This is a genomic window from Pedobacter nyackensis, from assembly GCF_032678475.1.
GTDB lineage: Bacteria > Bacteroidota > Bacteroidia > Sphingobacteriales > Sphingobacteriaceae > Pedobacter > Pedobacter nyackensis_A.
This window is the reverse complement of record NZ_JAVTSF010000003.1, coordinates 82,627-104,589: the sequence shown is the minus strand read 5'-3', so window position 1 is coordinate 104,589 and position 21,963 is coordinate 82,627. Positions and strand designations below refer to the sequence as shown.

Sequence of the window (21,963 nt, the reverse complement as noted above, 5' to 3'; positions counted from 1 at the left end):
TTAATAAAGTGTTTTGGTAGAAAGGCCTATAGAGCCGAAATGGTATTTTAAACCGATGGAAAAATAGTTGTAAATATCGGTGTACCCATTTTTGAATTTAACAGGCGAGTCGTCGTAGCCATCCAAACCTTCGCCTAATGTAATGTTGCTTTGGTAATTTACGTTAATCGCGTATTTGTAATAGCCATATTTATTGCTAATATTAAAATTAATGCCCAGATTTAAAGGGACCAGCAGGTCTTTTGAACTGTCGTATCCTGGGTATATATAACCGCTTTCGGGGTTCTCCCGGACAACGAAACGCATTTTATTCATTACAACACCAGCCCCCGCACCTACGTATAGACCTTTAATGACATTCGAAAAACCGGTTCGTTCATAGTTAATCAATGCTCCGAGGGATACTTTTCCATTTAAGTTAAAGGTTTTGTACCTGTTGATGAATTGTCTGTTGTAGGGGTCTTTGTATACATCTCCTCCATTAATTTCGCCCATCTGTCCCTCAAATCCTAAACTTAAGAAAGGTGTGAAGTTGTAATCAAATGTCCCATAACCGGCCAGGCCAAAGTCGTGTTTTGCCACATCCGTAAAAGATTGCGTAAGTCCTGCCCCTCCACCAATGGTCATTTTGTAAAAATTTGATTGTGCATTGGTCTTTAAGCAGGTTAGTAGTGCCAGGAAGGAGATTAAAATTGATTTCAAGCGTTTCTTATTTAAGTGTGTAGACAAAACTATAATCTTTATATAACTTTGGAGTTTTATAAGAGTATGCTAAAATATATAAATAAAAACAAATCCCTTCAAAACAGGTTCACAAAATATGTACAGATAGATACCCAGTCTGATCCGCTGTCGCCAACTATCCCATCAACCGAGAAACAAAAAGACTTAGGTAGGGTGCTGGTAGCAGAATTGCTGGAGCTTGGCATAGCTGATGCGCACCTGGACGAGTATGGTTACGTATATGCAACCATTCCCTCAAATACAGATAAGAAAGTACCTGTAATTTGCTTCTGCTCGCATATGGATACTTCTCCTGATTGCAGTGGTTTTAATGTAAAGCCAATCATTCACGAGAATTATCAGGGACAGGACCTGGTATTGCCGGATGACAATTCTATTGTCTTAAAAATGAAGGAACACCGTGATCTGAAAGATCAGATTGGTAACGATATTATTACCGCAAGTGGTACTACGCTTTTAGGTGCCGATAATAAAGCCGGACTGGCGGAAATTATGGAGGCAGCAGCATTCTTTATGCAGAATCCTGAATTTAAGCATGGTACCATTAAAATATTATTTACGCCTGATGAGGAAATTGGTCGTGGTGTAGATAAAGTGGATATCAAAAAACTCGGTGCCGATTTTGGGTATACCATTGATGGCGAGACTTTAGGCTCTATTGAAGATGAGACTTTCTCTGCTGATGGTGCGGTATTGACCATTAACGGTGTAAGTGCACACCCTGGTTTTGCCAAAGGTAAAATGGAGAGTGCAATTAAAATATTATCAGATGTGATTAGTTCATTGCCTGCAGATTGTCTTTCTCCTGAGTCAACAGAGTTGAAAGAGGGTTTTATCCATCCGGTTAGCATTAGCGGTAATGTGGAGCAAGCTGAGGCACGCTTTATTCTTCGTGCGTTTAATGATGAGGAACTTGCAGCCAATGGTGAGTTGTTAGATGCTACGGTGCAGAACATCATTGAGGATTTTCCAAACTCATCGTATGAATTAAAGATTACTGAGCAATACCGCAATATGAAGCAGGTGCTGGACCAGCACCCTCAGATTATTGAGTATGGTGTTGAAGCTATAAAACGTGCAGGGGTTACGCCAAAGCAACAAAGTATCAGAGGTGGTACCGATGGTTCACGCTTGTCGTTCATGGGCTTGCCTTGTCCTAATATCTTTGCCGGAGAGCATGCTTTCCATGGTAAACAGGAATGGGCATCGGTTCAGGATATGGAAAAAGCAGTTGAAACGATCGTTAATATTGCTGCAATCTGGGAAGAGAAAGCATAATTATTGACTTTATCTGGCAAGGGTCAACCTTGCCAGGTATTGATCTGAATCGTCTTCAAATATGATCTCTGCGTGCCATCCCGTGGCTTTAGCGATATCAATAAGTGTTTTCTGGTCTACATAAATCCATTTAAACCAGTTGCCTTTAATACTCTTATATTCATACCTGAAGCTTACTTCGCCATAATAACCGTTTTCAGGAAAAGGAACCTCAAGGTATAGGTATGAAAGGTCGGAGCTGTCGAAGACCAGCTGACCGTCTTTATTAATTAAACTTTTAACTTGATTAAGGAAAGATTTTAATCCGGGAATAGATCCCGTAAGACCAATTCCGTTCATCATAAAAAGAAGGGTATCGTATTTCTTCTCCCCATCGGGTATTTGATAGGTAAGGATATTACCTTCCATGGTCTGTTTTAAGCCCCGCTGTTTCATGATGTTTACCGCTGGGGCAGATATGTCCATACCGGTAACGTCGAAGCCTCGCTTTTGAAGAATTAAAGCATGGCTACCTACACCGGCACCCACATCCAGTACTTTTCCTTTACAAAGGTCAAGTGCTTTAAGTTCCAGTTCAGGCATCTCCTTTTCATTTCTGAAGTAAATGTCGACTGGCATTTCTTCAGGTTCATCGTAAGAATTATGTACCCACAAGGTTTCTGCGGGTGGTTTTAAAAACTGATCTTTTAAGGCTTCTCCAAAAACGTCCATGCCGCAAAGATAGAAAAGAGAATGCTTTTAAAGCTCAAATTCCTGATGATACTCCGGGATGGCTACATTTTTAAATCCTGCATTCATTACGCGTGGCGCAAATTTTTGCTGTACATCATAGTCACCATGCACTAAAAATACCTGTTTCACTTTTTTAGGGTCCTGTACAGAAAGGAATTGTAAAAGATCTTCGTAATCACCATGAGCACTCATTGATTTGATAGACCTGATTTCAGCAATCACATCATAATCCTGACCAAAAAGCCATACTCGTTTCTGGCCGGCCATTAATCTGCCTGCCAATGAACCGGGACTGGCATAGCCCACCATTAAAATGGTGTTTTTGCGGTCGCTGATGTTGTTCCTGATGTGGTGCCTTACTCTTCCGCCTTCTGCCATTCCCGACGAAGAGATGATAACGCAAGGCTGTGGGTCGTTGTTTAAGGCTTTAGATTCGTCTACACTTTCGATGAACCTCAGGCCCTTAAAACCAAAAATGTCACGATCAATTTTTAGGACTTCTTTTACGCCGTTGTTGTATACTTCCGGATGGCTTTTTAAAACTTCGGTTGCCTCCAGCGAAAGTGGACTATCCACATAATATGGAATATCGGGAAGTATGCCTTTTAGTTCCAATGCATTTAAGGCATATAATAGCTCTTGTGTGCGGCCAACACTAAACGCAGGGATAATTACCTTGCCTTTTTTTTCAATGCAGGTTTGGGTTATTATTTTGCCCAGCATGTTTTCAATCGGTTCCAGGTCGGCATGTAAAGAATCGCCGTAAGTAGATTCCATGATGATGTAATCTGCCTGTGGGAAAGTTTGTGGACTTTTTAATAGCAGGTCGCCGTATCGTCCAACATCACCACTAAAAGTAATGCGGGTTTGCTTACCATCTTCCTCAATCTGCAAGTGTACAGCAGCACTGCCCACAATATGACCGGCATCGGTAAAACGTACCGATAGCTGTTCGTTTATTTTGAAATCCTGCTCGTAGGGGATGGTTTTAAATTGCTGTAGGGTTTGCTGCACATCTTTATCTGTATAAAGCGGCATTTCCTGATCTTCCACCAGCTTTATTTTCCTGTTGGCATATTCTGCATCCTGCATCTGTATTTTAGCTGAATCAAGCATCAGTATTTCAGCAAGGTCCCTGGTTGCAGGCGTGCAGAAAATAGGTCCGCTAAAGCCTTCTGCCACCAAACGGGGCAGGAGGCCGCAATGATCTATATGTGCATGGGATAAAATAAGGTAAGTAACCCGGGTAGGGTCAAAACCAAATGATTCATTTAGCTGATCAGTGATGTCGCCCATCCCTTGAAAAAGGCCGCAGTCTAATAAAACCTGGGTGCCACTGTTTAATGTAATCAGGTGTTTGCTACCTGTAACGGCACGGGCCGCCCCATGAAAAGCGATCTTCATTAATCTAAATTATGCCCTTACTTTTGAAATGGTGTCTCTTACCTGGTCGGTTACATCAGCCAGTTTTTCCTTTGATGCGTCTAAGAGGTCACAAAACCAGTCGGACATTTTATCTTTCATTTCTCCGTTTTTATCAGAGGTTAATATTAACGCTATAGCTGCGCCTAAGGCGGCACCAGCCAATACACCTGCAATTATTTTGGTTTCTTTCTTCATCGTAATTCTAGTTTTGATTCTTATTATTTATCATGTGCCGCAATTGCACTTGATGTGTTTGTAATATAAACAAAAATGACACCGAATAGTTTAGGGGATAAGATCTATTTATAAAAAAAGCCACGTAATGCAGAGACTACGTGGCTTTTAACAGGGATGGTGAATGTTATTTTACGTTTGTGCCTTCAAAACTGAACGCTGCATCCTGAAAGTTATTTACCAGCGACATTTCTATATCTGAATTAGACTGGAAAGAGAATATTACCACTCTGCTGCTTCCAGAAGAAGATGCGTATTGTTTAGTCGCATCTGAATATAAGAAGTTTGAAAATGTTAAAGTTGCGAAAGTGCCATATGCTTGTCCGCTTACTGGCTCAATAGCAACTTCATTAGCCGCTTTTCTGGTTACTTTAATTTTTACGTTATTGAAATCAGCAGAACCCACTGATAATTTGCCCTGATAAGTTTGTGATACCTGAGCGGATTTATCTGTTCCTTCTGGTTCTTTGTCTTTGTCCTTGCTGCATGAAGTAACTAATACTGTGAATAATAATAAAATAGGTAAGATGATTGCTTTTTTCATAGTGAAATAATTGTGTTAAAAATGATTAACACAGCCATTAGAAAAAACTGTGCCAAAGGAAGGGTTTGTAAGAGGTATTTCAAACAAAATTGCGTATTTAAACGTGTGGTTATAGTTTAAATAAGCTAGAATTAATAAAATATACTTGAGCGGTATCTTTATTGGATATTATTGTCGAAATATTAAATCGAAAAAGTTAAAGTAGTCTTAAAAAAGAAACAGGGATAAGTCGAGCGACTATCCCTGTTATAAGATGGTTGATCCACCACAGATCAACCTAAACCAAACAAACTGCAACTATAACGGAGAATGTTGTTAAAAAGTTTGAAGTGCGAAAAATAAAAACATTGGGATGACAAAAGGGAAAAATAACCGTTCTTCTCTGAGGCTGGGCATCTTTTGCGGAAGGGCAAAAGCGCCTGAGGCCTCTTCGAAGAAGGTAATTTTTCTGATCAGCATGGGCGAGCGCAGTGAGGTGCAGGATTATGGGAAGATATTTAGTTCTATTCAGGACGGTGTTGTGTTGAAATAGGGTTGATTGTAGATTGGTTAAGGTTTTCTTTTACCGCGCTAAGGTGATTCCCTCATGCCAATTTTAAATGATTCCCATTGATATTTATAGTGAGGTAGTTACCTTGGGATTTTAGAATGGTGAAGTGGGGTCAGAGATTTATTTTCCAGGCACCGTAGTTGGTTTAACCTGGCGTGGCATGGAGGTGCTGAGAAGTTTGCCAGAGTCAAGTAAAGATGCGCCAAGTGACAGGCAAACGGATCCATGCTTCGGTAAACAGTATGGTAAACATCAAATGGGAAAACTTTGCAGCTTCAGCGTTTTGTAATGAAGACATGACAACTTTGACGGAGATACCATTCATATCTGGATGTACTATGTAAATGCATCCCTTGAGCAGATCTCCTAATTTATACTTTATATTCCGACAACATCTTTTTTCTTCTTCTGCTTCATCGTTTTTGGGACAACAGCCAAAATTTCTTCCTTCAATGCATTTAACATTCTTTTTTTGATGAAATTTTTATGGGTGACCAGGCTGATCTCTCTTACTGGTTCCGGAGATTTAAAATGTCTTACTTTACTGAGTTGCCTGCTGCTTAATTCTTCTAAAGCCAATTCTGGTAATAAGGTGGCGCCATTGTTCATGTCGACCATTCTGATGAGTGTTTCTACACTGCCAGTATTGTAAGTTAAGCCCTGAAGCCTGTTTTGTTTGGTAGAGCGACAGATATTTAATACCTGCGAGCGCATGCAATGTCCTTCATTTAGCAACCAGATGTTTTCATCTTCCAGGTCGTCTGCATCTATAGCCTTCTTTTTATGTAGCTTGCTGTTTTTGCTGATATAGGTAACGAAGTTTTCGTAATAAAGTGGCGTCTCGGCAACACCATTATCGCCCAGGGGCGTAGCCATGATTCCGCAATCCAGTACTCCTGTTTTCAGGTGATGTATGATGTCTTCTGTAGTGTATTCCCAGATGACCAGGTTCAGATCAGGGTATTTTTCCATCATTGCAGCGATAACCTTAGGCAGAAGATATGGGGCAACGGTGGGGATGATACCGACCTTAAGTTCTCCGGTGACTTCCTGCTGCTGGTCGCTGATGATCTCTTTTATCTTCTGGCTTTCCTGTAGGACCAGGCGGGCCTGTTCTATGATCTGGGTACCAATTTCTGTTGGAACTACAGGTTGTTTGCTGCGGTCGAATATTTTAACATTGAGCATTTCTTCCAGTTTCTGGACCTGCATACTTAAGGTAGGTTGGGTCACAAAACATTTTTCGGCAGCGCCTACAAAACTCCTGTAGGTATCAACCGCTACAATGTATTCCAGTTGAACTAATGTCATATAGCTAAAGTTTATTTGTCTTTAGCAAATGTATCAATTTTAACTATTTTTAGCTAAAAAATCCTGATAAGCCAGCTGAATGCCTTCTTCAAGTTCCACTTTGTGCTTCCAGCCTAGCGCGTGTAATTTGGATACGTCCATTAATTTGCGTGGTGTACCATCAGGTTTGCTGCTGTCAAAGGTTAATTCTCCTTCAAATCCTACTGTCTTTTTGATGAGCAGGGCAAGGTCTTTTATGGTCAGGTCTTCGCCGGTTCCAATGTTGATTAATCCAGCTTCGCTATAATTCTGCATTAAGAAGTAGCAGGCTTCAGCCAGGTCATCTGCAAAAAGGAATTCACGCATTGGTGTACCAGACCCCCAGATGTTCACTTCCTTACTGCCATTTACTTTGGCTTCATGAAATTTACGGATTAATGCAGGCAATACATGGGAGTTTTGCGGATGATAATTGTCGTTATAACCATAGAGGTTAGTTGGCATTACAGAAATAAAATCGCAGTTGTATTGTGCACGGTAAGCATCGGCCATTTTGATACCTGCAATTTTAGCAATGGCATAAGGTTCATTGGTTTCTTCGAGGGGGCCCGTAAGCAAGTACTCTTCTTTTAGGGGTTGAGGTGCCAGCTTAGGGTAGATACAGCTTGAGCCAAGGAACATCAATTTCTTAACACCGGTTTTGTAAGCCTGGTGAATGACATTGTTCTGTATACTTAGGTTTTCGAAGAGGAAGTCGGCACGGTAGGTATTGTTGGCAATAATTCCACCTACTTTCGCTGCCGCCAGAAAAACGTATTCAGGTTGCTCAGCGTTAAAGAAATCGGTAACCGCCTGCTGATCGCGTAAGTCAAGTTCAGCAGAAGTTTTTACAATCAGGTTGGTGTAACCCTCTTTTTGTAGTTTTCTATAAATAGCAGAACCAACCATTCCCCGGTGTCCTGCAACGTAAATTCTTGCGTTTTTTTCCACGTATACCTAAATAATGCTGCAAAAATACTAATTCTTGTGGTCATACTGAGATTAAGGCTCCTTAAAAAGTACGCTTTCTACTGTCGTCATCCTGACGCAGGTCAGGGCCTCGAAAGAGAAGGCGACTATTGCTATTGAGAGATCCTAGCCTGGGCCGGGATGACGGGGCGTAACACTTTAAAGCAAAACACGGATAAACCCTGGTAAATTAAATTCAGGAGGACGAGGAGTATAAAATACAATTTGTCTAAGTTTGTATAAAAAATTATTACGTAGTGGGTAAAGATAAATTAAGAAAGTTCGCCGAAATAGATACTTTTCCGAATGTTTATCAGCTGGAAGCTGGCAAAGAACTAAAGGGTAAATGGGCATCACAACATTTTAAAAATGACCATCCAATTGTGTTGGAACTGGCATGTGGTAAGGGTGAGTATTCCGTTAACCTGGCGAAGTTTTTCCCGGAAAAGAATTTTATTGGAGTAGACCTTAAAGGTAACAGGATCTGGAGAGGTGCAAGGACAGGAATGGATGAAGGTATTGCCAACCTGGCTTTTTTGAGGATTCAGATTGAGGATATCATGGACTTTTTTGCTGAAAATGAAGTGGATGAAATCTGGATTACTTTCCCTGATCCGCAACCACAGGAAAGTCGCGAAAAGAAGCGCCTTACTTTTCCTGGATTTCTGGATAAGTACAAGACGTTTTTAAAACCGGGAGGTAAAATTAATTTGAAAACGGATAATGATGGCTTATACCTTTATACAGTAGAAAAAGTAGAAGAACTAGGTTTGAAAATTCATAAAAAAACAGACCAGTTGTATAAATCGGAGTTTTATGATGCGGTATTGTCTATCAAAACGCATTATGAGCGTATCTATTTAAAACACGACAAGAGCATTAACTATATACAGTTCTCTTTGGAATAAATCCCCTTTGGGTAAAAACAGCTAAGGCAATGGAACAATCATTTTACGACCAGGTTTTTGAATTGGTAAGACTGATCCCTAAAGGACGGGTAACTTCTTATGGGGCTATTGCCAAAAGCCTCGGTGCCGGAGGATCTGCACGCATGGTCGGCTATGCAATGAGTAATGCGCAACTTGCGCATCCACCGATTCCGGCTCACAGGGTGGTAAACAGCGCAGGTTTGTTGACCGGAAAGTTCCATTTTGAAACGCCTGATCTGATGCAGGAATTATTAGAGCAGGAGGGGATTGTTGTAAAAGGGGATAAAATACAAAATTTTAAAAAGCATTTCTGGGATCCGTTAATTGAATTGTAAAATGGGAAATTTAGCAGAAGAACAAGTTAGATGTGGTTGGTGTGGAACTGACCCGATGTACGTTAAATACCATGATGAAGAATGGGGAAAGCCTGTCTACGATGATAAGGTGATGTTTGAATTTTTAATTCTTGAAGGCGCACAGGCCGGTCTGAGCTGGATCACCATTTTAAAAAGAAGAGATGGTTACAGAAGGGCTTTCGCCGATTTTGACGTGGAGAAAGTTGCTGCATTTACTGAGGCAGATGAAGAACGGTTGATGAACGATACCGGGATCATCAGAAATAAGCTAAAAGTAAAAGCGGCCATAACCAATGCAAAGTTATTTATGGCCATACAAAAGGAATTTGGGTCTTTTTCGGATTACATGTGGGGCTATATCCCCGGTAAAAAGCCGATTTTGAACAAGGTGCTTACCTTAGCGGATGTGCCCGCCAGAACTGAAATATCCGATGCAATTAGTAAGGATATGAAAAAGCGCGGCTTCAAGTTTTTTGGCACCACCATTTGCTATGCACACATGCAGGCAACCGGGATGGTGAACGACCATATAGCGGATTGTATCTGCAGGTAATTATTTGTGCATGTCGTTATAAGCAGCGACAAAAGCCCTGATCAGCTTGGTGTCAAAGGTTTCTGTAGCTTTTATGCGTTCGGCAAGGTCTTCATCATTGCTTAGCTTTTGTAGTAATACACTTTTAATCTGCTGATTTTTGCTATCGGAATTCCCTGCATTTACTGGTAACTCTACCATTGGTCCTGTGCCAAAACGCTCTAAGAAATAGGCTGTAGGTTTTGCTTGTTTGGGCTGAGCTTCGTCCCTGTTTCTGCCGCCACCAATGGTAATGCCTACACCACCTCCCAGTCCGCCAAAACCTCCTGTGCCACCACCTATACCTATACTCGGACGTATGCGTGCTTTTTTTGGTTGAACTTCTTCGACAGCGGAACTGCCACCTACACTATATAAGTTTACTGTTCCCTGCTCAATTAGTTTAAAAAAGCCAATTTCCATACGTTTTTTTACTACAATGGGTTTACTTACATAGGTGTCTCCATTCCACAGGAACTCCTTAATGTCTTTTGCTTTGTATGGTGTAAGGGTGCCATTATCATCATTTTTAAGTATTACGGTTGAAAAATCAGCGCCTTGTATGGTGCCCCTTACAAAGTTGCCGTCCGAAATAACTATGGCATCTTGTGCTTTTGCCGCAATTCCTGCGATAGAAAGGATCAGCATTAAAGCAAATGTTTTTATACTTCTCATCATGATCAAATAACGGAAATTATTCTGTTTTTGTTATGGACGGAGAGTAAAGTTTTTAGTGAGTATTGTCGTATTTAATTTTGTTGTTGGAATTGTTGTTTGGGATTGTGGGTGCCTGGGCTCTTTAAGCTTTGTGTTGTGCGGAATAATATTTTGTAGCGTGGGATGAAGCTTGTGTGTAAACATATATTATATGGGGATAGACTGTTTTTTTAAGGGATTTTGCTGAATTTCAGATCGGTAAGGATTTCTATTTCTGATCTTACTACGTTTGTTTACATACTTAAACAGCTGAAGATGTCAGAAGAATCAGAAAGTGTAAGCAGAGAAATTGCCAAAGTTGAAATAGAAGTGCCGCGTAAAAAGCATGACTCCTTATTAAAGGCTGCGTTTCAGGATTGCTTTGCGCATTTGCTACGTTTTTTCTTTAAAGATGCTGATGATATATTCGATATGGGGAGGGGAGTGGATTTTGTAGATAAGGAGTTGCTTGAAATTACACCAGACAGGCTGCTGCATGGTGGGACAAAAACAACGGATATGCTGGCCCGGGTGTACCGGTTTGATGGGGAGGAGCAATGGATCCTGCTTCATCTGGAAATTCAAGGGGAGAGTAATGAAAGGTTCAGCTATCGGATGTTTGAGTATTATTACCGGGCGATTGATAGATTTAATAAACCTGTTGTCGCCTTCGCAGTATTTACGGGCTCGGCAGATCAACGTCACCCTTCGGCTTATAACTATAGCCTGTTGGGTACCGAAATAGTATATAGGTATAATTCTTATCAGATTTTTCAGCACAGTGATAAGGGACTGCTGGATTGGGACAATCCTTTTGCATTGGTAGTCCTGGCGGCGAAGAAGGCTCATCTGGAAAAGAAGATATCCGAGGAGGCGCTAAATAAAGAAAGATCGATTATTGCCCGCAGGTTGATTGCCAGTGGTAAATATACAAAGAAACAGATAGAGGACTTTGTTCTGTTTTTGAAGAATATACTCTTTGTAAAGAGTGATGAGATAAATAATAAATTTGATCGGGAGATCATAAAACTGACAGGAGGACAAATAAATATGCCAGGAATTAGAGAGACGGTAGCACTGATTTACCGGGAAGAAGCAATTGAAGAAGGTTTAAGAGAAGGAATACAAAGAGGACTTATACAAGGGCTCGAGAAAGGGCTGGAACAAGGTATTGAACAAGGAATTGAAAAAGGGCTGGAGCAAGGCTTAGTGCAAGGGCGTCATGTGGAAGCATTAGATATTGCCCGTGAAATGAAGAAAGATAAGTTTACAATTGAAAAAATCGCGAAGCTTACCAAGCTTTCTATAACTGAGATACGAGCTTTGTAGGCAGCTGATGTTTAAGCAGAAGGTGTAGTTTTTAGGTTTTTACCCGGAGGCTTATTTTTTCAAATAAGCATAAAATTTACTGATCATGGATCAATATGTCGGAGTATTAGTACCTTTATCGGGGTAACATGATTTAGAAAATATGAAAAAACTTTTTCTTCTTGACGGTATGGCGTTGATTTACAGAGCGCATTTTGCATTGAGTAAAAATCCAAGGTTCACTTCAACGGGGATTAACACTTCGGCAGTGATGGGATTTGCCAATACTTTAATGGAAGTACTTAAAAAGGAAAACCCAACTCATATCGCCGTAGTTTTTGATACAGAAGCACCTACGGAAAGACATACTGATTTCGAAGCTTATAAAGCACATAGACAAGCCATGCCTGAAGATCTTTCGGCCGCTTTGCCTTATATTTTTAAACTGATAGAGGGATTCCGTATCCCGGTGATTACCAAAGATGGTTATGAGGCCGATGATATTATCGGTACTTTGGCTAAAGAGGCTGAAAAAAATGGCTTCCAGGTATTTTGTATGACGCCGGATAAGGATTTTGCACAGCTGGTGTCCGACAATATTTTCATTTATAAACCTGCACGGATGGGGAACGAAATGGAAATAATGGGGGTAAAAGAAGTGCTTGCCAAATGGGAAATTGAAAAGGTAGAGCAGGTAATTGATATCTTAGGCCTTTGGGGTGATGCGGTAGATAATATTCCGGGTATTCCAGGTATCGGTGAAAAAACAGCCAAGTCACTGATTAAGCAATATGGTTCTGTGGAAAATATCATTGCGCATTCGCACGAGCTGAAAGGAAAGCAAAGGGAGAATGTAGAAACCTATGCTGAGCAGGGTATAATCTCGAAAAAGCTGGCGACAATTATATTGGATGTTCCGGTTGAGTTTGATGAAAAATCACTGGAACTGGAAGCGCCAAGCCGCGAATTACTGGAGCCGCTGTTTGCAGAACTGGAGTTCAGGACTATCGGTAAACGGGTTTTTGGTGAAGACTTTAGTCGGGGATCATCCACAATAGTGTCGCAACAAACCGATCTTTTTGGAAATGTGACAGAAACAACCATACGGCAGGTAGAGGTTGTAGTCGTACCTCCACCGCCACCCACCTCGGAATTTACGGTGCCGCTCAACACAATAGAAAATACACCTCACCAATATATGCTGGCCGATACACCGGAATTGCGTAAATCATTGGTTGATCTTTTACAACAACAGGAAAGGATTTCTTTTGATACGGAAACAACCGGGACAGATGCTAATCTTGCTGAATTGGTAGGACTATCGTTTAGTGTTAAACCTGGAGAAGGTTATTATGTTCCCGTATCTGCTGTTAGGGAAGAAGCGCAACAACTGGTTAATGAATTTAAATCTGTGCTTGAAAATGAAGGTATCGTTAAAATAGGTCAGAATATTAAATATGATATGCTGGTACTGAAATGGTACGGCGTGAATATAAAAGGTCAACTATTTGATACCATGCTTGCGCATTACCTGATAGATCCGGATACAAGACATAACATGGATGTGCTTGCAGAGAATTATTTGAATTACTCCCCTATTTCTATAACAAAGCTAATTGGTGCTAAAGGTAAATCACAAGGTAATATGCGTGACGTTCCGGTAGAGCAGGTAGTAGACTATGCCGCTGAAGACGCTGATGTTACTTTGCAATTAGCCAACGTATTTAAGCCTCTGTTGGAGACCTTGAATGCAGAAAAGCTGGCAACAGAAGTAGAAAATCCTTTAATATATGTGCTAGCAGATATTGAGAAAGAGGGTGTTAGAATTGATATAGATACATTGATCAATTACTCTAAGGAGCTTGAGCTGGATATCAGAAAATTTGAACAGAATGTTTACGATAAATGCGGGGTTCAGTTTAACCTTGCGTCGCCTAAGCAACTAGGTGAAGTGCTTTTTGATAAATTACAGCTTGATCCTAAAGCTAAAAAAACTAAAACAGGACAATATCAAACAGGAGAAGATGTGTTGCTTGCTTTGGCTCATAAAAGTGATATCGTACAGGACATTCTGGATTTCCGTCAGTTGCAAAAATTAAAGTCGACGTATGTGGATGCCTTGCCTTTACTGGTAAATCCTAAAACCGGACGTGTACATACCAGTTTTAACCAGGCTGTTGCAGCAACGGGAAGGTTAAGCTCAAATAATCCTAATCTACAAAATATACCTATCCGTACTGAACGGGGCAGGGAGGTACGTAGGGCCTTTATTGCAAGGGATGAAAACCATGTGTTGCTTTCTGCCGATTATTCGCAAATTGAGCTTCGTATCATAGCCGAGATCAGTAAGGAGGAAAATATGCTGGAAGCATTTAACAAAGGTATAGACATCCATACTGCAACAGCAGCTAAAGTTTATGGGATTGCCATAGAAGATGTGGATTCAACACAGCGTAGAAATGCAAAAGCAGTAAACTTTGGTATTATATACGGACAGTCGGCTTTTGGACTCTCACAAAATTTAGGAATACCAAGAAAAGAAGCGGCGGCGATTATAGAGCAGTATTTTACCCAGTATCCGGGAATAAAAAGTTACATGTCGGATACAATGAATTTTGCCCGAGAGAATGGCTTTGTAGAAACCATTTTGGGTAGAAGAAGGTACTTGCGCGATATTAATTCTGCGAATCAGACTGTTCGTGGTTTTGCAGAGCGAAATGCGATCAATGCGCCTATACAAGGTTCTGCTGCGGACATGATTAAGGTGGCGATGATTAATATTCACAAAGACATGCAAGAGCAAAGGCTGCAATCTAAAATGACAATGCAGGTTCATGATGAGTTGGTCTTTGATGTGCTGAAAACAGAAGTTGAAGCCATGAAGAAAATTATTGCGCATAGAATGAAGACGGCGATCAAAACTACTGTGCCAATTGAAATAGAGATTGGTGAGGGGGATAACTGGCTGGAAGCACATTAATTAATTTTGAATCAGGTGTTTATCTTCGTTGATTGCGGCGAGGGGTAAATATGTTATGGTCAAAATTTTGTTGATGGTTAATCCAAAATAAATTGTAAAATATTAATTTTATTTTGATAGATTAGTTTACCTAAATGGTAGCTCTTTAGGCGTGCTTTTGGTTATGTGTCTCTGTTAAAGAGTTAATTATCTTGTGTTTGTAATCATGTAGCCGAAATCATCAAATGACCGAAAACAAGGGTTTAAAAAAAACACTCACCCCTTTTATGCTCTGGGGGCTTGGAGTTGGGTATGTCATTTCGGGTATGTATTTTGGATGGAATCTCGGGCTGGAGAAAGGTGGTACAGGCGGGATGGCTATGGCTACTATTGTCATCATGGTCATGTATGTAACTTTTACATTCAGCTATGCGGAACTGGCCTGTGCAATACCTAAGGCAGGCGGGGTCTTTGATTATGCAAACAGGGCAATGGGGAAAAATATCGGTTTTATAGCTGGAATTGCTCAAATTGTAGAGTTTATACTTGCTCCGCCAGCCATCGCATTTGCAATTGGTGCTTATTTCAATGCTTTTTTTCCTCAGGTACCTATTCTAACCAGTGCTGTCGCAATTTATTTTGTATTTACGGGCCTCAACGTATATGGTGTAAAAGCAGCGGCATCTTTTGAGGTGATCATTACTGTGTTCGCTGTAGGTGAGTTAGTTTTATTTTCAGGTATCGCCCTGCCACAGTTTGAGATAGCAAACCTTACCCATAATGCAATGCCCAATGGATGGGGAGGTGTGTTTGCTGCTATCCCTTTTGCCATTTGGTTTTTTTTGGGGATTGAAGGGATTGCCAATGTGGCTGAAGAAACGAAGAACCCGCAAAGGGATATCAGCAAAGGATTTGGATGGGCTATCTTTACATTGGCAATATTATGCATTCTAATATTTATTGCAGCGACCGGCATTGCCGGATGGGAAGCTATAGTTTATAAAAACGGAATAAGTGGAGAAACATCAGATTCTCCGCTTCCTTTGGCACTTGCGAAAATAACAGGAAGCAATCACTTGATGTACCATCTGCTGATCACAGTCGGTCTGTTTGGGTTGATTGCGTCTTTTCACGGACTAATACTTGCTGCGGGAAGATCAACTTATGAAATGGGCAGGGTGCATAACATCCCTTCCTTTCTTGGTAAAATATCACCGCGTTTTAATACCCCCGCCAACGCCCTGATAGGAAATATGGTTATCGGGATTCTCGCTTTACTTTCAGGAAAAACATCAGAGATCATTATTGTATCTGTTTTTGGAGCGCTTACGCTGTATATTATTTCAATGATTTCCATCGTCATTTTGAGAAAGCAGGAGCCGGAACTGCCGAGACCCTTTCGGGCTCCTTTTTATCCTGTATTTCCAATCATTTCGCTAATTATTGCAATAGTATCCATTATTGCAATGTTGGTTTTCAATTTTAAACTTGGACTTATTTATTTCTCCATATTGATAGTGACTTTTTTGCTGTATAGAATATTTAAACCATCCATTGAATGACAACACAAGAAATATTAGCGTATGTAAAACAGCATCCATCAGGGAAAGTGAAACTCGCCGTTGCGGATATTGATGGTGTTTTAAGAGGTAAGTATATCTCTTCAGAAAAGTTTGTTTCTGCAGTAGAAGGAAGATTAGGCTTTTGTGATGTTACATTTGGATGGGATATGGCTGACGTCGCATACGATAATACGAAATTTACAGGCTGGCATACCGGCTATCCGGATGCTTTGGTAAAACTTGACCTAAGTACGTTCCGTAAAATTCCATGGGAAAATGATATTCCTTTTTTTCTTGGTGACTTTGTTGATGAGGATGGAACGCCAGGTTATACTTGTCCGCGGCAATTACTCCGAAAGGTATTAGCAGATACCCAACAAAGTGGTTTCTCGCCCTACTTTTCACAGGAATTCGAGTGGTTTAATTTTGGAGAGACACCAGAAACGGCACATCAAAAGGGCTATCAAAATCTTACCCCCCTAAGCCCGGGAATGTTTGGTTACTCCATTTTACGCAGTTCCTTAAAAAATGAATACATGACAGATCTCTTTGATCTACTCTGCAAATTTGGAATACCTATCGAGGGATTACATACAGAAACGGGGCCGGGAGTTTATGAAGCAGCTATTAAGTATGCTCCTGTTTTGCAGGCAGCAGACCAGGCGGTGTTGTTCAAGACTGCAGTAAAAGAAATTGCCTATAAGCATGGTATTATGGCTACTTTTATGGCAAAGGTCACCGAAACCCTGCCGGGTTGCAGCGGACATGTACATCAAAGTTTATGGGATAAGGATTCAACTCATAACTTGTTTTATGATGAAAAAGATAAGCATAAGATGAGTGACCTGATGAAAAGCTATATTGCAGGGCAATTATATTGTTTGCCACAGATACTCCCAATGATTGCTCCGACTATTAATAGTTATAAACGGCTGGTTGAAGGTGCCTGGGCTCCAACCACCTTAACTTGGGGTATTGACAATAGGACAGTTGCTTTGAGGGCATTGCCATGTAATGCTAAGGCCACACGCTTAGAAACAAGAGTGGTGGGTTCTGATACCAATCCTTATCTGGCTTTGGCTGCCTGCCTTGCTGCGGGACTGTATGGTATTAAAAACAATATGAAGCTGGAAAAGGAAGCTACTCAAGGAAATGGTTACAAAGATCTTTCAAATGGCGTATTACCAGCCAATCTTCATGAAGCTACTCAAAAAATGAAGCAATCGACGGTGACAAAAGAACTATTTGGAGATCCGTTTGTTGAGCATTTTACATTAACCAGAGAGTGGGAATGGAAACAGTACGCTAAAGTGGTAACAGACTGGGAGCTTAAGCGCTACTTTGAAATTATTTAAATCAGGGATTAATTGACTAATAAGTAAGCATATATGACATTCGATAAAGTATACCAGTATAATTTTCCAACCACTATTCGTTTTGGGGCCGGAGCTATAAAGGAATTACCTGCCTATTTGCAAAAGAATGGATTAAAGCGGCCAATGATCGTTACCGACCCGACAGTAGCTTCTTTGCCATTTTTTAGAGCTATTGTCGCAGATTTGCAGGCCCATCATATTTCCGTTGAAGTGTTCAACGACATTCATAAAAATCCGTTAAAATCTGATGTGTATAGAGGAACGGATGTGTGGGATAGTACTTCCAGAGATAGCATAATTGGTATTGGAGGTGGTGCAGCACTCGATGTGGCCAGGGCAATTGTGTTACGCGTAAACCATCGTGAAGATTTGTTTAAATATGATGATCTGATCGGTGGCGACATATATGTAACCAGTGATGTCCCTCATTTTATTACCGTTCCGACTACCTCAGGAACTGGAAGTGAAGTGGGGAGGAGTGCAATTATTGCTGATGATGAAACACACCAGAAAAAGATTTTATTCTCTCCTAAGTTGATGGCGCAGATTGTATTTGCCGATCCCTTACTTACAATGGATTTACCGCCATTTATTACCGCTGCAACCGGGATGGATGCGCTTACACATAATATGGAAGCATTTCTGGCAAAAAATCTACACCCGCTATGTGATGGGATAGCGCTTGAGGGTATTTCATTAATAAGGGATTCCCTGGAAAAGGCAACAAATAAACCAGATATTGAAAGCAGGAGCAAAATGCTAATGGCCTCTATGATGGGGGCAATTGCTTTTCAAAAGGGACTTGGCGTGGTACATTCCCTTGCACATCCGCTTTCTTCATTACTTGATACACACCATGGTCTGGCTAATGCAGTAAATATTCCGTATGGAATGGAGTTCAATATTGCTGGTTTTGAAGATAAATTCAGGAGAATAGCCCGAAGTCTGGAGTTAAGAGAAGAAACTGGAGAAGCGGTAGTGAATTATCTTTTTGAATTGAATGATAAGGTAGGTATACCCCATCATTTAAGAGATATTGGCGTCAAATCAGAACATATAGAGACACTTGCAGATTTGGCCCTTGCCGATTTTGCACACCCTAATAATCCTAAACCAGTAAGCCGGGAAGATTTTAAACAACTATATCTAAAGGCGCTTTAAATTATAAATAACATTGTCTGGAGAAGCTCCCCTGAAATAATACCAAGCCTAAATGAAAAAAAAGATTGGAATAAGCTATACTGAAACTAACTTTCAGAATTACTGGAATTGGTTTATGCCAGAGGAATTATCTGCTGAGGTTGAGCTTGTTGAGCTTTCTTTTCATAAAAATAATACAAACGACTTTGAGCAATGCGATGGTTTTGTTTTAACGGGGGGTATTGATGTACTACCAGCTATATACGGCGGGGCAGAAGAATATCCTCATAAACCGGATACGTTTTTGCCTGAGCGGGATGAGTTTGAACGATTGATTTATGAGTATTCGCAAAAGGCAAAGGTGCCGGTGTTGGGTATTTGTAGGGGGATGCAATACATCAATATCCTGGAGGGAGGAAAAGTATTTGAAGACAATGGCGAAGAGGTAAATAAGATCCATAAAAAGGGTGCCCAGGACAAAATTCACGGGATAAATATTAAAAAGAATAGCTTGTTATATAATGTAGCCGGTATAGAAAAAGGAGAAGTGAACAGCGCCCACCATCAAGGGGTTGATCCAAATTATCTGGGCAGTAATTTAATGGTTAGTGCCAATTCCGACACTGAAGAGGGCCTGGTTGAAGCATTGGAATTTAAAGATAAAACCGATAAGGCTTTTATGCTCGCTGTACAATGGCATCCAGAAAGAATGAAAGAAAAGGAACTCAATCCTTTGTCACAAAAAATTAAAGAACAATTTATTAAGGAAGTCAAAAGTCATAAACGATGAACATTATTAACCCCGCAACAGAAGAAATTATAGCAACAGTAACGGAAGATGATAGAAAGTCGCTTGCCCACAAGCGCAATTTGCTTAAGATGGGGCAAAAAAACTGGGCAGCAAGAAGTCTGGAGCAACGTTTGCCGATCATCGAAAAGTTTTACGAGCTACTCGAATTGGAAGTAGAACGCCTCGCTGTGGTGTTGACTTCGGAAGTGGGCAAGCCGTTATCGCAATCCCGTAATGAGATCAACGGGGCAAGAGGAAGGGTTCGATGGATGTTGGATCATGCACTGCAGTATCTTTCCGATGAAATTGTAGCGGATACGCCAGGGTTGAAGGAACAGATATCTTATGATCCATTGGGTGTTGTGTGTAACATATCGGCCTGGAATTATCCTTATCTGGTGGGCGTAAACGTTTTTGTGCCTGCACTAATTGCAGGAAATGCGGTGATGTACAAACCTTCGGAGTATGCAACCTTAACCGGACTGGAAATAGAAAAATTATTAAAGCAAGCCGGATTACCTGATGATGTATTTAAGGTGGCTATAGGGGCAAAAGAGACTGGCGAACACTTGCTGGATATGAATTTTGACGGATACTTTTTTACTGGATCTTATAAAACCGGGAAGTATATATATGAGCGGGTGGCTCCAAAGATGGTGCCTTGCCAGCTTGAACTCGGGGGGAAAGATCCACTATATGTTGCTGATGATGTAAAAGATATTGTAGCTGTTGCCACTGCGACAGCTGATGGCGCTTTTTATAATAACGGTCAGAGCTGCTGTGCAGTGGAACGCATTTATGTGCAGGAAAAAGTTTACGACGATTATATTGCTGCCTTTTTGAAGGAAGTGCAATCCTGGGAAGTAGGTGCGCCAACAGAAGCTGGTGTTTATCTTGGGGCGTTGACAAGAAAAGAACAAATAACAGTATTGGAGCAACAGGTTAAGGAAGCGTTACAACATGGTGCTGTACTTTTAACTGGGGGCAAAAGAAAGGGGCAAAAAGGTAATTATTTTGAACCTACTGTGCTGTTAAATGTAACCAATCATATGAAGGTGATGCAGGAAGAGAGTTTTGGCCCCATTATTGGTATTATGAAGGTGAATGACGATGCCGAAGCCGTTTATCTGATGCAGGATACCGTATACGGTTTAACTGCCTCCGTTTATTCGGGAAGCATGGATAGGGCAAAGCATATCCTTTCTCAGATGGATTCGGGAACGGGGTATTGGAATTGCTGTGATAGGGTAAGTGCCGGCCTTCCATGGAGTGGCAGACGGCATTCAGGTGTAGGAGCCACATTATCGCACCAGGGGTTGCGTGCTTTTACAAAACCTAAGGCTTGGCATTTGAAGCCAGTATAGGATAAAAAGAGGCTATCCTATACTAGCTTTTTAAATACTTATTGAAGTTCAAGATGCTTATAGCTCAATAGTCTCACCTATCTGGGGCAAAAGCAAGACTTTATTTTCTCTTTTAAATTTAGCCTGAGCTTCTTCAGTGTCGATTTGTATTGGTGGGAAAGTATTGTAATGTACCCCAATTACCTTATCACAGTCAAGATACTTAGTCGCAACCAATGCATCGTCAACATCCATGGTGTAATGTCCTCCAATAGGCAGAATGGCGTAATCCAGATTATAGAGGTCTGCAAGAATCTTCATTTCCAAGGTAAGTGCAGTATCTCCGGCAAAGTATACAGTTTTTCCCTCCAGCTCTAATACAAACCCTGCAGGATTTCCACCATAGCTACCATCGGGATTACTGCTTGAATGTACTGCCCAAACCGTTCTTAAGGTGCCAAAGTCGAACTTCGATTTGCCAAAGTTGATATCAGTAACATTTTTTACACCTTGTTTTTTAATCCAGTCGGCTACTTCTACCATGGCAATAACCTGAGCGTTGGTTTGATTGGCAATGACCGTCAGATCGGCAACGTGGTCACCATGACCGTGGCTCACCAGGATATAATCTGCCTCAATGCTTTTTACGTCAATATCTTTTGCCAATGGATTATGGCTAATGAAAGGATCGAAAAGGAACTTTTTGCCATCTGCTTCCAGGAGGAAACAAGATTGACCATAATAAGTATACTTCATCTTTATTTTTAAGGTTAAAAAAGACTATTGTCCAAACATACCGCCCAGGCCACCAAGCATATCTTTGGTTGCGGCTTGCATTTCTGTAGCACTTACTACATCTGCCTGTGTTAAAGCTTTGTTGATCGCTGTTAAAAGTAATTCTTCCAGCTCCTCTTTGTCGGCCTGTTTGTAAAAATCTTCATTAATTTCTATTGCGGTTATTGCTTTATTAGCGGTAGCCGTAATGCGTATGGCGCCTCCTTCTACTTCACCAAAAACAGAAATGGTATCCAGACGTTTTTTTATTTCATCGGCCTTTTGTTGTGCCGCCATCAATTTATCGAACATAATCAGGTTGTTTTTTATATAACAACGAAATTAAGGGAAATT

23 protein-coding genes are annotated in these 21,963 nt (G+C 40.8%); 13 read left to right on the top strand and 10 right to left on the bottom strand.

The genetic code is table 11. The features are described 5' to 3' along the window. The gene (locus tag R2Q84_RS11410) at positions 1 to 702 is read right to left on the bottom strand and encodes an outer membrane beta-barrel protein (RefSeq protein ID WP_316816671.1); all 702 of its coding nucleotides are present in this window, start codon (positions 700 to 702) and stop codon (positions 1 to 3) included. 66 nt (positions 703 to 768) lie between these two features. Here R2Q84_RS11410 and pepT point away from each other — a divergent pair, with 66 nt between their 5' ends. Beyond that, positions 769 to 2,022, top strand: coding sequence for a peptidase T (gene pepT, locus R2Q84_RS11405; protein ID WP_316816670.1), 1,254 nt, complete (start codon positions 769 to 771; stop codon positions 2,020 to 2,022). A gap of 9 nt (positions 2,023 to 2,031) precedes the next feature. Here the strand turns inward: pepT and R2Q84_RS11400 are convergent, their stop codons facing one another. From R2Q84_RS11400 to R2Q84_RS11385, 4 genes are all read right to left on the bottom strand, one after another. Further along, on the bottom strand, positions 2,032 to 2,733 hold the full coding sequence (locus R2Q84_RS11400) for a class I SAM-dependent methyltransferase (RefSeq protein WP_316816669.1): 702 nt from the start codon (positions 2,731 to 2,733) through the stop codon (positions 2,032 to 2,034). Between the two features lie 27 nt (positions 2,734 to 2,760). Then, positions 2,761 to 4,158, bottom strand: coding sequence for an MBL fold metallo-hydrolase (locus R2Q84_RS11395; protein WP_316816668.1), 1,398 nt, complete (start codon positions 4,156 to 4,158; stop codon positions 2,761 to 2,763). A gap of 9 nt (positions 4,159 to 4,167) precedes the next feature. Continuing rightward, a complete protein-coding gene (locus R2Q84_RS11390; RefSeq protein ID WP_316816667.1) occupies positions 4,168 to 4,374 on the bottom strand; it encodes a YtxH domain-containing protein in 207 nt (68 codons plus the stop codon). 166 nt (positions 4,375 to 4,540) lie between these two features. Continuing rightward, the gene (locus tag R2Q84_RS11385) at positions 4,541 to 4,957 is read right to left on the bottom strand and encodes a hypothetical protein (RefSeq protein ID WP_316816666.1); all 417 of its coding nucleotides are present in this window, start codon (positions 4,955 to 4,957) and stop codon (positions 4,541 to 4,543) included. A 352-nt stretch (positions 4,958 to 5,309) separates the two neighbouring features. Here R2Q84_RS11385 and R2Q84_RS11380 point away from each other — a divergent pair, with 352 nt between their 5' ends. Next, complete coding sequence (locus R2Q84_RS11380) at positions 5,310 to 5,489, top strand: hypothetical protein (RefSeq protein ID WP_316816665.1); 180 nt, start codon at positions 5,310 to 5,312, stop codon at positions 5,487 to 5,489. 124 nt (positions 5,490 to 5,613) lie between these two features. After that, positions 5,614 to 5,796, top strand: coding sequence for a hypothetical protein (locus tag R2Q84_RS11375; RefSeq protein ID WP_316816664.1), 183 nt, complete (start codon positions 5,614 to 5,616; stop codon positions 5,794 to 5,796). A gap of 89 nt (positions 5,797 to 5,885) precedes the next feature. Here the strand turns inward: R2Q84_RS11375 and R2Q84_RS11370 are convergent, their stop codons facing one another. Further along, positions 5,886 to 6,818: a hydrogen peroxide-inducible genes activator gene (locus tag R2Q84_RS11370; RefSeq protein WP_316816663.1), complete on the bottom strand. Its 933-nt coding sequence runs from the start codon at positions 6,816 to 6,818 to the stop codon at positions 5,886 to 5,888. Between the two features lie 39 nt (positions 6,819 to 6,857). Continuing rightward, the gene (locus R2Q84_RS11365; protein ID WP_316816662.1) at positions 6,858 to 7,787 is read right to left on the bottom strand and encodes a GDP-L-fucose synthase; all 930 of its coding nucleotides are present in this window, start codon (positions 7,785 to 7,787) and stop codon (positions 6,858 to 6,860) included. A gap of 275 nt (positions 7,788 to 8,062) precedes the next feature. Between R2Q84_RS11365 and trmB the strand changes: the two genes are divergently transcribed. The 3 genes from trmB to R2Q84_RS11350 are packed head-to-tail and all read left to right on the top strand — an operon-like array spanning position 8,063 to position 9,643. Further along, positions 8,063 to 8,713, top strand: coding sequence for a tRNA (guanosine(46)-N7)-methyltransferase TrmB (trmB, locus tag R2Q84_RS11360; RefSeq protein ID WP_316816661.1), 651 nt, complete (start codon positions 8,063 to 8,065; stop codon positions 8,711 to 8,713). Between the two features lie 29 nt (positions 8,714 to 8,742). After that, entirely contained in the window at positions 8,743 to 9,069 is a 327-nt protein-coding gene (locus tag R2Q84_RS11355) for an MGMT family protein (RefSeq protein WP_316816660.1), read from the top strand. A 1-nt stretch (position 9,070) separates the two neighbouring features. Next, entirely contained in the window at positions 9,071 to 9,643 is a 573-nt protein-coding gene (locus tag R2Q84_RS11350; protein ID WP_316816659.1) for a DNA-3-methyladenine glycosylase I, read from the top strand. Here the strand turns inward: R2Q84_RS11350 and R2Q84_RS11345 are convergent, their stop codons facing one another. After that, positions 9,644 to 10,339 carry a hypothetical protein gene (locus R2Q84_RS11345; protein WP_316816658.1) on the bottom strand — a complete coding sequence of 232 codons (696 nt, stop codon included), beginning with the start codon at positions 10,337 to 10,339 and terminating at the stop codon, positions 9,644 to 9,646. It lies immediately after the preceding gene. Positions 10,340 to 10,633: 294 nt separating this feature from the next. Here R2Q84_RS11345 and R2Q84_RS11340 point away from each other — a divergent pair, with 294 nt between their 5' ends. The 7 genes from R2Q84_RS11340 (at position 10,634) to R2Q84_RS11310 (ending at position 20,856) form a co-directional block, all read left to right on the top strand. Next, positions 10,634 to 11,686, top strand: a complete 1,053-nt coding sequence (locus R2Q84_RS11340; RefSeq protein WP_316816657.1) for a hypothetical protein — start codon at positions 10,634 to 10,636, stop codon at positions 11,684 to 11,686. A 142-nt stretch (positions 11,687 to 11,828) separates the two neighbouring features. After that, positions 11,829 to 14,645 carry a DNA polymerase I gene (gene polA, locus R2Q84_RS11335; RefSeq protein WP_316816656.1) on the top strand — a complete coding sequence of 939 codons (2,817 nt, stop codon included), beginning with the start codon at positions 11,829 to 11,831 and terminating at the stop codon, positions 14,643 to 14,645. A 224-nt stretch (positions 14,646 to 14,869) separates the two neighbouring features. Further along, entirely contained in the window at positions 14,870 to 16,186 is a 1,317-nt protein-coding gene (eat, locus tag R2Q84_RS11330) for an ethanolamine permease (protein ID WP_316816655.1), read from the top strand. Next, entirely contained in the window at positions 16,183 to 17,541 is a 1,359-nt protein-coding gene (locus R2Q84_RS11325; protein WP_316816654.1) for a glutamine synthetase family protein, read from the top strand. The genes eat and R2Q84_RS11325 overlap by 4 nt, the downstream gene beginning before the upstream one ends. Before the next feature lie 33 nt (positions 17,542 to 17,574). Further along, positions 17,575 to 18,723, top strand: a complete 1,149-nt coding sequence (locus R2Q84_RS11320) for an iron-containing alcohol dehydrogenase (protein WP_316816653.1) — start codon at positions 17,575 to 17,577, stop codon at positions 18,721 to 18,723. A gap of 52 nt (positions 18,724 to 18,775) precedes the next feature. Next, positions 18,776 to 19,492, top strand: a complete 717-nt coding sequence (locus R2Q84_RS11315) for a gamma-glutamyl-gamma-aminobutyrate hydrolase family protein (protein ID WP_316816652.1) — start codon at positions 18,776 to 18,778, stop codon at positions 19,490 to 19,492. Beyond that, the gene (locus tag R2Q84_RS11310; protein WP_316816651.1) at positions 19,489 to 20,856 is read left to right on the top strand and encodes an aldehyde dehydrogenase family protein; all 1,368 of its coding nucleotides are present in this window, start codon (positions 19,489 to 19,491) and stop codon (positions 20,854 to 20,856) included. Before R2Q84_RS11315 ends, R2Q84_RS11310 begins: the two co-directional genes overlap by 4 nt. 57 nt (positions 20,857 to 20,913) lie before the next feature. Here the strand turns inward: R2Q84_RS11310 and R2Q84_RS11305 are convergent, their stop codons facing one another. Beyond that, positions 20,914 to 21,591, bottom strand: coding sequence for a metal-dependent hydrolase (locus tag R2Q84_RS11305; RefSeq protein ID WP_316816650.1), 678 nt, complete (start codon positions 21,589 to 21,591; stop codon positions 20,914 to 20,916). A 24-nt stretch (positions 21,592 to 21,615) separates the two neighbouring features. After that, entirely contained in the window at positions 21,616 to 21,921 is a 306-nt protein-coding gene (locus R2Q84_RS11300) for a YbaB/EbfC family nucleoid-associated protein (protein ID WP_316816649.1), read from the bottom strand. Positions 21,922 to 21,963: the final 42 nt, after the last annotated feature.